Origin of the sequence: Phaeovulum vinaykumarii, assembly GCF_900156695.1 — a bacterium.
In the GTDB taxonomy this organism is placed as follows: domain Bacteria; phylum Pseudomonadota; class Alphaproteobacteria; order Rhodobacterales; family Rhodobacteraceae; genus Bieblia_A; species Bieblia_A vinaykumarii.
Genome location: NZ_FTOM01000001.1, coordinates 876,588 through 891,491, shown reverse-complemented (window position 1 = coordinate 891,491; position 14,904 = coordinate 876,588). Strand labels below are relative to the sequence as shown.

General features: G+C 70.1%; 5 protein-coding genes. All 5 read right to left on the bottom strand.

The window, feature by feature from the left end:
- Nucleotides 1–50 precede the first annotated feature (50 nt).
- The 5 genes from BW949_RS17295 to BW949_RS16460 all read right to left on the bottom strand — a co-directional run bounded on the left by BW949_RS17295 (nt 51) and on the right by BW949_RS16460 (nt 14,628).
- The gene (locus BW949_RS17295) at nt 51–4,211 is read right to left on the bottom strand and encodes a calcium-binding protein (protein ID WP_076363605.1); all 4,161 of its coding nucleotides are present in this window, start codon (nt 4,209–4,211) and stop codon (nt 51–53) included.
- Between the two features lie 158 nt (nt 4,212–4,369).
- Complete coding sequence (locus BW949_RS04105) at nt 4,370–10,273, bottom strand: glycosyltransferase 61 family protein (protein ID WP_076363604.1); 5,904 nt, start codon at nt 10,271–10,273, stop codon at nt 4,370–4,372.
- An 11-nt stretch (nt 10,274–10,284) separates the two neighbouring features.
- The gene (locus BW949_RS04100; RefSeq protein WP_076363732.1) at nt 10,285–11,412 is read right to left on the bottom strand and encodes a DegT/DnrJ/EryC1/StrS family aminotransferase; all 1,128 of its coding nucleotides are present in this window, start codon (nt 11,410–11,412) and stop codon (nt 10,285–10,287) included.
- Nucleotides 11,413–11,506: 94 nt separating this feature from the next.
- Nucleotides 11,507–11,944, bottom strand: a complete 438-nt coding sequence (locus BW949_RS04095; RefSeq protein WP_076363603.1) for a sugar 3,4-ketoisomerase — start codon at nt 11,942–11,944, stop codon at nt 11,507–11,509.
- A gap of 128 nt (nt 11,945–12,072) precedes the next feature.
- Nucleotides 12,073–14,628, bottom strand: coding sequence for a M10 family metallopeptidase (locus tag BW949_RS16460; RefSeq protein ID WP_159440040.1), 2,556 nt, complete (start codon nt 14,626–14,628; stop codon nt 12,073–12,075).
- Nucleotides 14,629–14,904: the final 276 nt, after the last annotated feature.

Sequence of the window (14,904 nt, the reverse complement as noted above, 5' to 3'; positions counted from 1 at the left end):
GCGTGCGCGCGGGGGACCAAGGCGCTGGGCCTTCGTGTCGGGCGGCCGGTTCACAGCAGCAGATCCGAGGCCAGAAGCTGGAAGCTGCCCTCGAGGGTCAGCGCGAAATCGGCGCGGCCATCGCCGTTCATGTCGCCCTGCACGGTCAGGCGGAGGAATTGCGACGCGACCCGCAGCTCGGCCGCGCCGCTTGCCGAGAAAGCCGCCTGGCCGATGAAGCCAAGGCCCAGCCCCGAGACATCCAGCCGGTCGGTGCCCGACAGGAAGTCCAGGATCACGTCCTGACCGCCCGCGGCGTCGCTGTCGCTGGCGGCGGTCAACACGAAGACATCCGCCCCCAGGCCGCCGTAGAGCGTGTCCGCCCCGGCGCCTCCGACCAGCCGGTCGTCGCCCGTCCCGCCCAGCAGGACATCGCGCCCGTCGCCGCCGCGCAAGGTGTCGGCGTCGCCCTGACCGTCCAGCCAGTCGTCGCCCGTCCCGCCGTCCAGAAGGTCGTTGCCCCAGCCGCCCAGAAGCCGGTCGTCATCGGCCGCGCCATTCAGCGTGTCATGCCAGTTCCCCCCGTCGAGATGATCCGCCCCGTCGCCGCCCCACAGAAGGTCGGCCCCCTCGGCCCCGAACAGGCGGTCATCGCCGGCGCCGCCGGCCAGCGTGTCACTGCCCTCGCCCCCGTTCAGAAGGTCGGCGCCGTCGTCCCCGGACAGGCTGTCGTTGCCGTCATCGCCGTTCAGCGTGTCATTGCCGGTGCCGCCGGTCAGCGTATCGCTCCAGCTGCCCGCGTTCAGCAGGTCGTTGCCCGCGCCGCCGTCCAGGTTGTCCGCGCCCCAGCCGCCTTCGAGCGTGTCATTCCCGTCCCCGCCCGCAAGCGTGTCGTTGCCCCCCTGGCCCTCCAGCCGGTCATTGCCGGCCTCGCCCGCGAGCTGATCGTCGCCCGTGCCCCCGTCAAGCCGGTCGTTGCCATTCCCGCCCCAGATCCGGTCGTTCCCGTCCTCGCCTGCAAGCTGATCGGCGTCGTTGCCGCCCCACAAGAGGTCATCGCCCGTCCCGCCCCACAGCCAGTCGGCGCCATCGCCGCCGGCCATGCGGTCGTTGCCGGCATCGCCGGTCAGGATGTCGGCATCGGCGTCCCCGGACAGCCTGTCGTCGCCGTCGCCGCCGGTTAGGATATCGGCGCCGTCGCCGCCCACCAGACGGTCATGGCCGGTCCCGCCCAGGATGAAATCCCGCCCAGCGCCGCCGGTCAGGATGTCATTGCCGTCGCCGCCGTCCAGGATGTCATCCCCTTCGCCGCCGTCGAGGGTGTCGTGACCCTGGCCGCCGAACAGCCGGTCGCGGCCGTCATCGCCGACAAGGCTGTCGTTTCCATCGTCGCCCGACAGATGGTCGTTGCCCGCCCCGCCGTGCAAGCTGTCGGCATCGGCCCCGCCGTGGAGATGGTCGTCGCCCTCGCCCCCGTCCAGGCTGTCGTCGCCGTCGCCGCCGGTCAGGCTGTCATTGCCGGTGCCGCCGAACAGCCGGTCATTGCCGGTGCCGCCGTCCAGCCGGTCGTGCCAGCTGTCGCCGAGGAGCAGGTCATCGCCGCTGCCGCCGTCCAGCAGGTCATGGCCCGCCCCGCCGTTCAGCGTATCGGCCCCGTCGCCCCCCCAGAGGCTGTCGTTTTCGCTGCCCCCCGCAAGGCTGTCGTCGCCGGTGCCGCCGATCAGCGCGTCGTTGCCGTCGCCGCCGTCAAGGGTGTCGTCGTCGGCCCCGCCGTTCAGCGTGTCGGCGCCCGTGCCGCCGCGCAACATGTCGGCGCCGTTCTCGCCCTCGAGGCGGTCGTCGTCCTCGTCGCCGTCCAGGGTGTCGTCGTCGTCCCCGCCCCAGAGCATGTCCGCCCCGACCCCGCCCGACATCAGATCCGCCCCCGCCTGTCCCCAGAGCCGGTCCGCCCCGGTCCCGCCATAGAGCCGGTCGGCGCCCTCGCCGCCGGTCAGCCGGTCACTGCCCGAGCCCCCCAGAAGAAGGTCGTCGCCGGTCCCGCCATCAAGGGTATCGGCGCCGTCCTCACCCTCGAGCCGGTCATCGCCGTCCTCGCCCGCAAGGCTGTCATTATCTGCGCCGCCCAACAGGATGTCCTGTCCCGCCCCACCCTGAAGGGTGTCATTCCCGGCCTCGCCCGACAGGCTGTCATTGCCGGTGCCGCCGGTCATCAGATCGCCGCCGTCGCCGCCCCAGAGCGTGTCGTCGCCGTCGTCGCCCGCCAGCGTGTCATGCCCGTCCCCGCCCGAGAGGCGATCGTCGTCGCCCTCGCCCGAAAGCCAGTCGTTCCAGTCGCCGCCGCCGATCACATCGGCGCCCGCTCCGCCGCGGATCACGTCATGGCCCGCCCCGCCCCACAGCGTGTCGGCCCCCGGCCCGCCCCACATCCGGTCGTTGCCGGGGCCGCCCGACAGGCTGTCGTTGTCTGCGCCGCCGCCGATCTGGTCGGCCCCGTCGCCGCCCCAGAGCGTGTCATCGCCGCCGTCGCCCATCAGGCTGTCGTTCCCCCCGCCCCCGGAGAGAAGGTCGTTTCCGTCCCCGCCCGACAGCGTGTCATCGCCGTCGGCGCCGCGCAGGTCGTCATCGCCGCCCAGGCCTGACAGGCTGGCGATCTGGCCGGTTGCGGCCGCGATCGTGTCGGGGCCCTCGGTCGCGGATTGGAGCAGGCGCGTGTTCACCGGCTGATAGCGCGACAGGGGAAAGAGATCGGCATCGCGGAACAGGCTGGGGGCGATGCCGTTGCCGCTGGCCGAGATCAGCCGGATCGTGGTGGTGCCGATGGTGATCTGCGCGCCCTCGGCGGTGCGCAGGATGCCAAGGCCCGCCACCGAATGCAGAAGCGGGAACGTGGTCAGGTCCAGCCGGTCGACGCCCGCCTCGAAATCGGCGATGACGATGGTGTCCGAACTGGGCGAGAGCACGAAGAGATCGGCCCCCGCCCCGCCCCACAGACGCGCCGCGCCCCCGGTGCCGCCGCCCACGATGATGTCGTCGCCCGTGCCGCCGCGCAGCGCCGTCGTGCCCGCGCCCGCGCCCAGCACATCGGCGCCGGCGGTGCCCGCGATATCGCCCGCCTCCTGCCAGCGGGTCACGCCCGCCGGACCCAGCGCCAGCCGGAACTGCGAGATGCCCACTTCGCCCTCGCCGGCGGCGAAGATCTGCACGTCGCTGCCCGAGACATGGGCGGCGATGGCGGTGACATTGACCAGCGTGGTTTGTGCATCGTCCCCGCGCGAGAGGCGGTGGATCAGGCGCCCGTCGGGCAACAGCGTGAACAGCGCGATGCCGTCATCGCCGCCGCCGGCCAGGACAAAGGCCATGTCGCCGTAACGGAAGGTTTCCAGCGCGGTGACGCGGGCAAAGCGCGTGGCCAGCCCGTCGACCACATGGTCGCGCGCGATCAGGCTGCCATCGGCCAGCACCTGGAGGACCGAGAGCGAATTGCTCTGGTTGCCGGCGGCGATCACGAAATCGGTGCCCATGAGGCGCTGCGTCTCCAGCGCGACGGGGGCGTCGAAGCCGACGCCGCTGGAGAGGTCGAGCGCGCCGCCCGCGCTGAGCGTGCCGTCGGCGGCCAGCCGGTGCACCGCGATCCGGTCGGCCGCGGGCAGCGCCGAGACCACGAATTGCGCGCCCCCCGCCGCGGCCAGCGTCATCGCGCCGATGTCGCCGCCGCCGCCCAAGCCCGCCGGTTCCGGCGTCAGCCGCGTGATCCCCCCCGTCTGGCTGACGCGGAACACCTCGGGCGTGGAGAGGCCGGGCTGTGCGGCCAGCAGATAGCGCGCACCGTCGAGATCGACCACCGTCGTGGCGCCCAGATCCCCGTCCGGGGCGGCGCCATCGGCAAAGCTGAGCGCGGCGCCGATCGCGCCCGTGGTCGACAGCGCATAGGCCACAAGCCCCGAATAGGACAGGTCCGAGGCCAGGATCATGCCCCCTGCGTCGCCCATCACCACGGACAATTGCGGCGTGCCGCCATAATCGACACGGCGGACGAAGGATTGCAGGTCATGCAGGCTGGCCAGCCCCGCATCGGGCACCGCAAAGGTGGCAAAGCCGCCGCCCATGCCCGGCCGCGTCACCGAAAACAGCCGGGTGCCGCCCGGCGCCTCGACGATCTCGAGATCGGTGACGGCGGTCACGAGCCATTCGCGCCCCGTCCCCAGAAGGCCCACCCACTCAAAGGTCAACATCGCACCAACACTCGGTCACACCGGATACGTGGATCGAGGCTAGGGGCGAACGATTAATGCGCGATCACCGGTATTGTCCCTGAAGCAAGGACAATACCGACAATTCGAGCGATCCGCGGCGCCTCTCCCCCGGCGCGGCGGGGGGGGGGAAGGGGCGGTCAGTGGCTGGCGCGGTCGAGAAGGGCCGTGAACGTGGCCTGAAGGTCGCGCGAATACTCCGGGTTGTCGACAAAGACCGGCTGGCGCGCGGCCTCGCGCAGGCGCGCCGACAGCGCCGCGCGGCGCGCGGGATCGGTGGCCAGCACATGCGCCAGCTCGACATAATCCGCGGGCGTGTCGGCCAGAAGTTCGGTCGCGCCCAGGCTGCCGATCAGGAACTGGTCGATCGAACGCGTCGAGCGCCGGCGCAGCGTCACCGGCGGCACCCCGTAGATCAGCGCCAGATGGGTCATCGTGGCGCCGCCATGCGGGAACGGGTTGAGATAGACATCCGCGCAGGACAGCGCGGCCTCGGCCTCGGCCACGGTCAGTTCGCTGGTGATGCGGATGCGCGCGGGATCAAGGCCCACCTCGGCGGCGGCCTCGGCCAGCTGCCGGTTGAAGCAGAAGGCCTGCGAGCGCGCTGCCCAGCCGGGGTTGTAGGGCGCCAGCAGCAGCACGGCATTGGGCGTGCGGGCCACGGCACGCATCATCGTGGTCAGGCAGTCGTGGCGCAGCTTCTGATAGGATCCCGCGTTCATCATCACCACCTCGTCCGGGGCGATGCCCAGCGCGGCGCGGTCGAGCGGCGGGTTCTTGCGGCGCAGGAACGAGGTCAGATAGCAGATCACCGAACCGGGCCGCCGGATCACCGTCTCGGGCATGTCGGCGGCGTCGATCTCGTGCTCGGGGTGGTCGCTCTGGCCGGTGATGAAGGCGTCGAAGGCCGGATAGCCCAGCGCCAGCGGCACATGCGAATTCATCACCGCCTGCACCGGCGCGATGCGGTGGAACAGCGCCAGATCCAGCGCCCGCAGACCATAGGTCGTGGCATTGGCATAAAGGAACAGGTCCAGCCGGTCCGCCGTCAGCTTGGCGCGGATGCCGGCGGGGTCGTCGGGCAGGGACCGGCGGTGTTCGATCACCGCGTCGAATTCGGCGGCGAATTTCGGATCGGCGCTGACCACGCGGTCCTTGAAGCCGACCGAATAGGCGAAGATCTCGTATTTCGAGCGGTCGAACTGCCGGAACATCGACACGACGGCCTCGGAATCGGGGCCCTTGTCGAAGGTGCGGCACAGGATGCCGATGCGCCGCCGCCCCTCTGATCCGTCGGCCGCGCGCGGATAGCTGCGCGGGCTGCCGTTCGACAGCGCCACATGTTGCAGCACGCGGTTGCGCGCCGCGTAGACGTCGCGCATCGGGCGCTCGATCAGCAGAAGCGCGCCCAGGTCCAGCTCGGCCGCCATGCGCGAGATGCGGTTGCGCAGCCCCAGCGGCAGATCCGCGCTCATCTGCCGTTCGATCCAGTCGAGCAAGCGGCGGGCGTGTTCGACATAGGCGTCGTCCTCGCCGGGGCGGAAGGTGAAGGTCTGCATCGAGAGCCAGCGCAGATAGGGCGCCACCAGATCCGAGGGCAGCGCCCGCAGATTGGCAATGGGTGGCAATTGCCAGCCCGAGCAGAGCAGCATCGCCCGCAGGATCAGCCGGCGCCAGTCGCGCGCGCTTTCGGGCAGGGCGGCGGCGGTGTCGTCCTGCGCGGCCGCATCGGGGTCGGCCAGGCGCGCGAAGACCTGTTCCAGCTCGGCGACGGCGGTCTTCTCGGCCGCGGTCTCGGGCGGCGCAACGGCCAGCCCCGAACGCAGCTTGTTCCAGGGATCGGCATAGAAGGGATGCGTGACCAGCGTCTTGAGCTGGCTGGCCGAGGCCGCGTCAAGCGCGCTCAGCGCCGCGTCGCGGGCCTCGGCCAGGCGGTGCTCGAACCCCTCGGGCGTGGCGGTGGCGCGGATCGCCCAGGCCGAGGTCAGCGTGTCGGCTTCGGCGGCCATCGCATGCAGCCGGTCAAAGGCCGCGGAGGTCTCGGCGGGGCTGCGCGTCTCCGTCTCCTCGGGGAAGAACGGGATCAGCTGGCTGGCGGGCACGCTGAAATGTTCATGCGCGGCCGGCCCCGCCCCCGACGATCCGATCAGCCGGGGCCCCGCGACATTCACCACCTCGAGGTCGAGCGCGGCGCCGATCTGGCTCCACATCGTGTAATTGGTGCCCGGCGCGTTCGAGAACAGCGCAAAGATCCGCGTGCCCGGACGGGCAAAGACGATATTGGCCAGATGCGCCCCGCTCTGGCCCACGATGTCGTGCGCGCCGGCGATCATCTGGACCTGTTCGGCAAAGCCCAGATTGGCGAAATTGGCGGTGACGAAGCCGCGCGCGCCCAGCGCATGGTGCAATTCGCCCGCGTTCAGAAGGCGGCGCACCGAGGCTTCGCGGTGCAGGAACAGACGCTCGGGCGCCTTGGGGTCGGTGCCGATGGCCGCGCCGATCCGGGCCAGGCGGCGCAGCATCTCGGGGTGCATCCGCACCGCATCGGCGGGCACGTCGCTCTGCCCGAAGGCATCGTGGAAGACGATCGGCATCGAGGCGGCATAGAGCGCGCGCACGCGATGGCTGCGCTGGCGCGACAGCCGCAGGATCGGCCGGTCGGGCAGCGCGATGCGCAGCGCCTGATAATGCTGGGCGGGCATGTCGTCGTCGGTCAGGACTGGCACGCCCGCGGGCGCGATGGCATCGGCCAGAAGCGCGCGCGGCAGCACCTCAAGCAGGAAATGGCAGTAATTCCGGCTGTAGGTGCCGCAGGCGAAGAGGCCCGCGTCGATGTCGCGCCCGTTGGTGAAGCGGCGCAGCAGAACGCGGTCGCCCGCCTCGGCCACGACGGCGCCATTGGCGCGCAGCTCCATGTGATCGGGGTCGAACCCTTCGAAACCATGGTCGAGCCAGGTGCCATCGGCGGTGATGAAGCCGTCGTTGCCGGCCACCACGATGGCCTGACGGAACTGCGCCGCCTCACCCGATGGGCTGTCGTAATCGCCCGAGGGGGGCGCGATATGGCTGGCGGCCACGACCGGCGGGCGCAGCACCTGAACCGGGACCGGCGGCATCTGCATCTGACGTTCGACGATGCCGAGCGTTTCGCCAGCCGTCTGCGTGTCGTCTTCGGGCGGCAGGGCGCGCGCCAGCTTGCGGCTTTCGGTTGTCAGCGACGGGTGACGTCCGCCCGTTTCGGGCATCATGATCTGTTCAAGCAGCTTGGCCGAGCGCTTGCCGCCGTCGGGATCTTGCGCGAAGAGGGCGCGCACCGTGTCCATCCGCGATCGCTGGAAGGTGTCATCCACCGGCAGCGTGTTCCAGAAATAGCCCGCGCCCCGCGTCACATAGTCGATCAGCGGCGAGACGGTCGCGCCCGCGCCCAGATAGCGGTGGTAGTAATTCGGGGCGTTGAAGAACACATGCGGCCAGCGGCCCTGCTGTTCGCCCCCCGACAGATAGTGATAGAGCGGGTTCATCCCCACGGCAGCCACATCGGGGTTCGAATGCAGGTAATATTGCGTCGAGAACCAGGGATGCGGGTCCAGATTGTGCCAGACGCCGTGTTCCACGAATGCCGTCAGCGGCGGGATGCGGCTTTGCGTGATCCAGGGAGCCTGGGCGCGTATATGAGCGCTGTCGATCAGCGGATGGGAATCGAGATCGGCGCCGGTGTCGCGCATCAGCCGTTCGATCACCGTTTCGGCGCTGGTCAGCGTGCCGGGGTGGTTGCGTTCGACATGATGCGGCCAGACCAGCGGATGCGGCCCGACATCGGGGCTGTTGCCTTCGATCAGATGAGTCCAGAGCGCCGAGGGCGCGCCCCGCGCATAGGCGTCGGGGGCATGCGCGCGGAAATGCGCCGGCGCAAAGAGCGGCGTCGTCGCCCGGTCGGCCAGCTCGGGCGAGAGCGCGTGCCCCTCGTGGCCGAGCCACTCCCACAGGGTCGCGGCGTAATCGGCGTCCGGGTCGCAGAGGCGCGCGGCCTCGACAAGCGGATGCGGGTCCAGCCGTTCCGACAGGCCGCGGGTCAGGAAATCCTCAAGCAGCGTGCCTTCGCGCGGGGGGAAGGGCAGCTGCGCGCGGTAATGGTCGGGGTCGAAGAAGGTATGGGGCACCGGCGCCTGGCCGTCGGGTCCGAGATCGGTGTGCAGATAGCGCGCCAGGATGTCGGGCTGGGGCACCTGAAGCTGGCGGGCGCAGAGCACCGGATCGAACAGCGGATGCGGCGGCTGGCCCAGCGCTTCGCCAAAGGCCAGGTAATGCGCAGCGGGGTCGGGGCGGGCGGCGGCGCGCGCCGCTTCGGGCAAAAGCGCCAGGTAATGGGCCGGATCGAACAGCGGATGGGGCGACTTGCCCGCCGCGGCGCCGGTCTCGAGGTAATGCGTGAAGGCGGCCGCCTCGTCTTGCGGAAGCTTGGCCCCCTTGGGGAATTGCCCGCGATAGAAGTCGGCATCGAAGAGGCCCAGCGGGCGCAGCCGCGCACGGGCCGTTTCGTCGGGGCTCTGCGCAAGCGCGCCTTCGGTCGCCGCGATCAGCCGGTTCCAGGCCTGATGCAGGGCCTCGGTGCCCGCCGCGCCGGGGGCGGCGGCGGGTTTTGCGCGCGCCCCGCCCCCCCGCGCGGTGCTGCGATGTGCGGCGGCCTTGCGCGCCAGTTGCGCCAGGCTTTCCGCGTCATGCCACAGCCCGAAAAGGGCGGGGTTGGCGCCCTTGCCCAGGGGGGCGCTGTCGGCCGGAGCAAACAGCGCAACAGGCGCGCCGGCGGCCGCGGCTTCGGCGACACCGCCCGGATCGGCATGCGGATAGGCGGCCACGAACAGGTCTATGGGGCGCGCCGAGACGCCGTTGTAGATGTCGCGCGCGCCGTCGACGATCTCGACCTGACCGATGTCGAGACCGGCACGGCGCAGCGCCCGTTCCATGCGCCGGCGCAGCCCCGGTTCGACATAGCCCACATGGACATGCCGCCCGTTGGTGTGGTGCAGCACCGCCACGATCAGCGTGACCCAATCGAGCGGGCCGCTGCCGGGAAAGTCATGCGCATTGCCGCCGGTGGCGGTGGTGATCGCGGGCGCCAGACGGGCGGCGCGCATCCGGGCGCGGCCGGTCTGGGCGCGCCAGGCCAGCGTCGAGGCCGGGCTGTCGGCGATCGAGCGCAGGAGCATCGCGCGGGCCAGCGGCTTCACCCGGCGCACGCGTTCAAGATGAAAGCGCACCGCCGCGCGTCGGCCCGGACCCTGCGGCTGGGGCGGTGGCGGCAGATCGGGGGGCGCCATGCGGCGGATGGGGGTATAGACCTCGGGCAGCGTGGGCGCCCCGGTATCCGCCGCGCGGGCAAGTGCGGCGCTGGTCACATGGGTGGCCCCGGCCAGCGCGGGCCCGAAATCGGCCGGGCTTGTCCCGCGGTGGATCAGATAGAGCCGGTCGCCCAGCACCGGCGCCACCTCGGCCAGCGCCAGCCGCGCGATCAGGTCGTCGGCGTCGATCATCGCCACGATGCGCTGAACGGCCAGCGCCGCCAGCTTGGCGCGCAGCCATTGCAGCCGATCGAGCCCGATCATCGCCCGCGCCGGCGACAGCGGCAGCGCCCCCGCCCGCGTCAGATGCCCGCGCGCCCAATCCAGCGTCTCGCGCCGGTGCCCGTCGAGAATGGCCAGATGGCGCTCATGCGGGCGCGCCGCGATCATTTGCGCGACCTGCCGATGCGCGCCGTCGAAGGCATGCAGCCCGCTCAGCAGATAGAGCGTCGCGGGACGGTCGAAGCCGCGCGGCGCGATCCGCGGCAGGGGGCATTCGGTCTCGATCCGCGGGGCGATCCGGGTCTCGATCTCGGTGATCCGGGCGGTGTCAAGCGCGTGACGCGTCGCCGTGCGCGCCTGCGACAGCCCCCCCTCGAGAAGGGCCGCGATCGACGGCGCCGGTCCGGCATCCCCGCCGGGGCCCCCGCGTGCAGGGGCGGGCGACGTTTCGGGATGGGCGGGGCCGTCGGAATGCAGGGTCATGGCGGTCCGGTTCAGGTCTGGCGGTCGGCGGTTTCGGCGACGATCTCGGCGATCTCCTGCGCGGCGGCCAGATCGAGATGCGGGCCGATGGGCAGGCTCAGGCAGGTGGCGCAGATGTCCTCGGCAACGGGGAAGGACCGGCCCTCGAAATCGGCGCGATAGGCGCCGCTGTGGTGATTGGCAATCGGGTAATGCAGCGCCGTGGGCACGCCGCGGTCGGCCAGCGCGGCGGCAAGCGCATCGCGGCGGGGATGGCGGACCACGAACAGGTGCCAGACGGGCGCGGCGCCCTCGGGCAGGGCCGGCAGGCGCAGGCTGGGCACGCCGGCCAGGGTTTTCATGTAGATGTCGGCGATCTGGCGACGGCGTTCGGTCCAGGCGTCGAGATGGCGCAGCTTGACGCCCAGGACCGCCGCCTGCACCGGATCGAGCCGCGAATTCACGCCCGCGATCTCGTGATCGTATTTCACCCGCGCGCCGTAATTGCCGATCATGCGCACCGCCTCGGCCAGATCGGCGTCATTGGTGACCACGCAGCCGGCATCGCCAAAGGCGCCCAGGTTCTTGCCGGGATAGAAGCTGAAGCCCGCCCCGTCGCCCATCGCCCCGGCGCGCCGGCCGTCGATCGCGGCACCCTGGGCCTGGGCGGCATCCTCGAACAGCCGCAGCCCGCGGCGGGCGCAGAGCGCGCGCAGATCGGCGCAGGGCACCGGCGTGCCATAGAGATGGACGGCGATGACCGCGCGCGTGGCCGGCGTGATGGCGGCCTCGACCGTGGCGGGGTCCAGGTTCATCGTCGCGGGATCGACATCGACCGGCACCGGCGTCGCTCCGGCCTGCGACACCGCAAGCCAGGTGGCGATGAAGGTATGGGCGGGCACGATCACCTCGTCGCCGGGTCCGATCCCGGCGGCGCGCAGCAACAGCACCAGCGCGTCAAGCCCGTTGCCGGTGCCCACGCAATGCCGCGCCCCGCAATATTCGGCAAAGGCGTCCTCGAAGGCGGTGACCTCGGGGCCGCCGATATACCAGCCGCTGTCCATCACCCGCGCGATGGCGGCATCGGTTTCGGCGCGCAGGCTGTCATAGGTGAAGCGCACGTCCAGGAAGGAAAAACGCAAGGGGGCGGCGGCGGCCATGATCGACAGGCTCTCCTCAGAGGCGGCGGGCGGGCCGCAGGGCAGACGGGTCCACACCGGCCGGCACGGGGCGCGCGCGCCGCCGGCGCGGCGTTCAGGTGACGGCAGGGGCGGGCGGCGCATCGCCCCCGCGGACCCAGGCCAGGTAATCTTCGAAGGAATAGAGATAATCTTCGGGCTCGTAGCGCCGTGACGCAAGGACGCAGACCGAGGTGCCGGGGTCCAGGAACTTCAGCCGCCGCCAATAGCCCGGCGGGACGTGCAGCGCGCTGGCCGGCGTGTCCAGCGTGAAGTGGTATTGCCCGGTGCCGTCATTGAGCGTGATCTCGACGCGCCCGCTCATGCAGATCATCACCTGCTCGAGCTGCTTGTGCCCGTGTTCCCCCCGCACCGCGCCGATCGGCACGTCGAACAGGTAATAGACGCGGGCAATGGGAAAGGGCAGGTCGTCGCCTTCCAGAACGCCCAGCGATCCGCGCGGGTCGATATGCGTCCTGATCGACAGGATCGACGGCTTCGCGGGTGCGTGCATGACCTGAATTCCTGCTCTGCTGGCCGTTCGCGCGCGGGGGGGGCGCGCGCCTCCTTTTGCCAATCCGGACGGGGCATTGCAAGGGAAGCGGCCGGTCTTTTGGCCGCCTCCCCCGCGCCAGGCACGTCTCAGAGCAGGAAATCGCTTGCCGCAAGCGACAGGCTTCCCGTCAGGATGACCGAGAAATCGGCCGTTCCGTCGCCGTCCACATCGCCCAGGACGATGGTGTTGGACCCGGAAATATAGCTGCGCAACTGTCCCGCGGCGCTGAAGGCGGCCGCGCCGATCATCGTGAAGGCCTGATCGCCCGCCACGGTGGTATTGGCGTCGATGCCGGTCAGGCTGATGCGGTCAACCCCGCGCACGAAATCGCGGATCACATCCGCGGCGCCCACCGTGCTTTCGGATGTGGCCCCAAAGACGAAAGTATCAGCGCCGGTGCCGCCCACCAGTTGATCGACGCCAGCGCCGCCGTTCAGCACGTCGTTATGCGCGCCCCCATAGAGAACGTCATCGCCGGTGTCGCCCAGTAGCGTGTCGTTGCCGTCATTGCCCGACAGGGTGTCGGCATCCGCGCCGCCATCGAGAAGGTCCGACCAGGTGCCCCCCCACAGCATGTCCGTCCCGTCGCCGCCCTCAATGGTGTCGGCGCCATAGCTGCCGCTCAGCCGGTCGTTGCCCGCGCCGCCATAAAGGGTGTCGTGGCCGCCGCCGCCATAGAGGGTGTCGTTACCGGTATTGCCATAAAGGGTGTCGTCGTCATCGCCGCCGTTCAGCAGGTCGTTATGCGCGCCCCCATAGAGAATGTCGTTTCCGGTGTCGCCCAGTAGCGTGTCGTTGCCGTCATTGCCCGACAGGGTGTCGGCATCCGCGCCGCCATCCAGTCGGTCCGACCAGGTGCCCCCCCACAGCATGTCCGTCCCGTCGCCGCCCTCAATGGTGTCGGCGCCATAGCTGCCGTTCAGCCGGTCATTGCCCGCGCCGCCATAAAGGGTGTCGTGGCCGCCCCCGCCATAGAGGGTGTCGTTGCCGGTGTGCCCATAAAGGGTGTCGTCGTCATCGCCGCCGTTCAGAACGTCGTTATGCGCGCCACCGTAGAGAATGTCGTTTCCGGTGCCGCCCAGAAGGGTGTCGTTGCCATCATTGCCCGACAGGGTGTCGGCATCCGCGCCGCCATCGAGAAGGTCCGACCAGGTGCCCCCCCACAGCATGTCCGTCCCGTCGCCGCCCTCAATGGTGTCGGCGCCATAGCTGCCGTTCAGCCGGTCATTGCCCGCGCCGCCATAAAGGGTGTCGTGGCCGCCGCCGCCATAGATCGAATCGGCCCCGTCGAAGCCGTAAAGGCGGTTGTCGACGTCATTGCCGGTGATCGTGTCGTTGCCCGAGCCCGCATAGAGACGTTCGATGATCGTGCCGCGCGCGATCTGGAGCATCCCCTCGACGCCATAGATCGTGTTGATCGATTCCGGGATCAGGCTGATCAACTGCGCATCGGTGTCCGAGCGCAGGTCAAGCGTGTCATAGCCGCCCTGGTCGAAGATCGTCACCGCGACCGCGTGGTTGATGTTGCCCGCGGCGCGCAGGGTCTCGAGTTCGGCATAGATCCCGCCGGCATTGGTGTTCTCGCCATAGACGGTGTTGCCGCTGCGGATGCCCGTGGGCGTGCCGTAAAGGTGATGCAGCGCGATCAGGTCAGCCGGCATCGCCGTCATGGTATAGGCGGCGGGGTCGTTGATGTAGGTATTCTCGGTCTGCGAGAAATACGACATCGTCGTCGCCTGCCAGCTGTCGTTGGCATAGTAGTTGTCGACGCCATAGGTGGCCGAGCCGTTGTAATTGCCCGCATGCCCCAGACCCAGGGCGTGGCCCAGCTCGTGCAGGTAGGTCTGGTAGGAGTAGCTGTCGAGCGTGGTCCCCGAGGTGGTCAGCCAGGCGGTGGACACGTTCACGAAGGCCGAGGTGATCAAGCCCCCCGAGATCTGGGTGGAGGTATAGGCGCCGCTGTCCCAGTCATCCATGGTGATATGGACCGTGGCCCCCGAGGCCGGCGCGGTGTCGAACAGGATGCCGGTCGCGTCGGTCCAGCCCTGAAGCGCCCAGATCGCCAGTTGCTGGCCCGCCGCCGTCAGCCCCGAGATATCGACATTGAGCGTGTCGCCCGGCGCGATGTCGAAATGCCGCTCGAACCCGCCCCAATAGCCGCTGTAGAGCTGCTCGGCGATCTGGTCGAGCGTATAGGGCACGATCGGCGCGGCTTCGGCGATCGAGAGCGCATAGGTCCCGGTATCCCGGGAGTCATAGCTGTCGGCGGCCAGGTAATAGGTGCCCGTGCTCGAGGCCACGAAGCTCATGTAGGAATTGAGGCCCGAGCCGCCGTCGTCGTTATAGCCGACCTGCGTGCCCGAAGCATCCATGACGCGCAGATAGGGGTCCGAGAGCGGCGATGCCCCGTCCCCGTAAAGGCTGATGTCATAGCGCGTTCCGGCGGTCAGCGTGACGGCCACCCAGTCGACGTCGCCCGCATAGGACAGGTTGCCGCTGAAGGTATCCCCCAGGCCGATCGCGACACTGGTGGTGACGTTGGCGGCCGCGTCTCCGACCTCAATGATGACGGCCCCCGCGTAAAGGGGTTCGAACGCGCAGCCGTCATCCCCGACGGAAGCGACCTGACACATCTGGCACATGGGGCCTCTCTGGTTTTCAAATGCGCGCGCGGGGCGGGGCCGCGCGCCATGGGGGACAATCATGCAGGCGAACGCGGTCATATGATGACGCGGCGATACAAACATGTCCAGCCGGCATGCGGCAATGGGGCGCAACCGGGGCGCGGCTGGGGGCGCCGGGAGGGGGCGTTCTCGTCGGATCCTGCTTCGCGCGGGGGCTGGGCCGGAACATCTGGCCGGGCATGCCGGGGTCGGGGGGCATCGCGCATGTGCACGGGCGGGCCCGTCGGGCGAAGC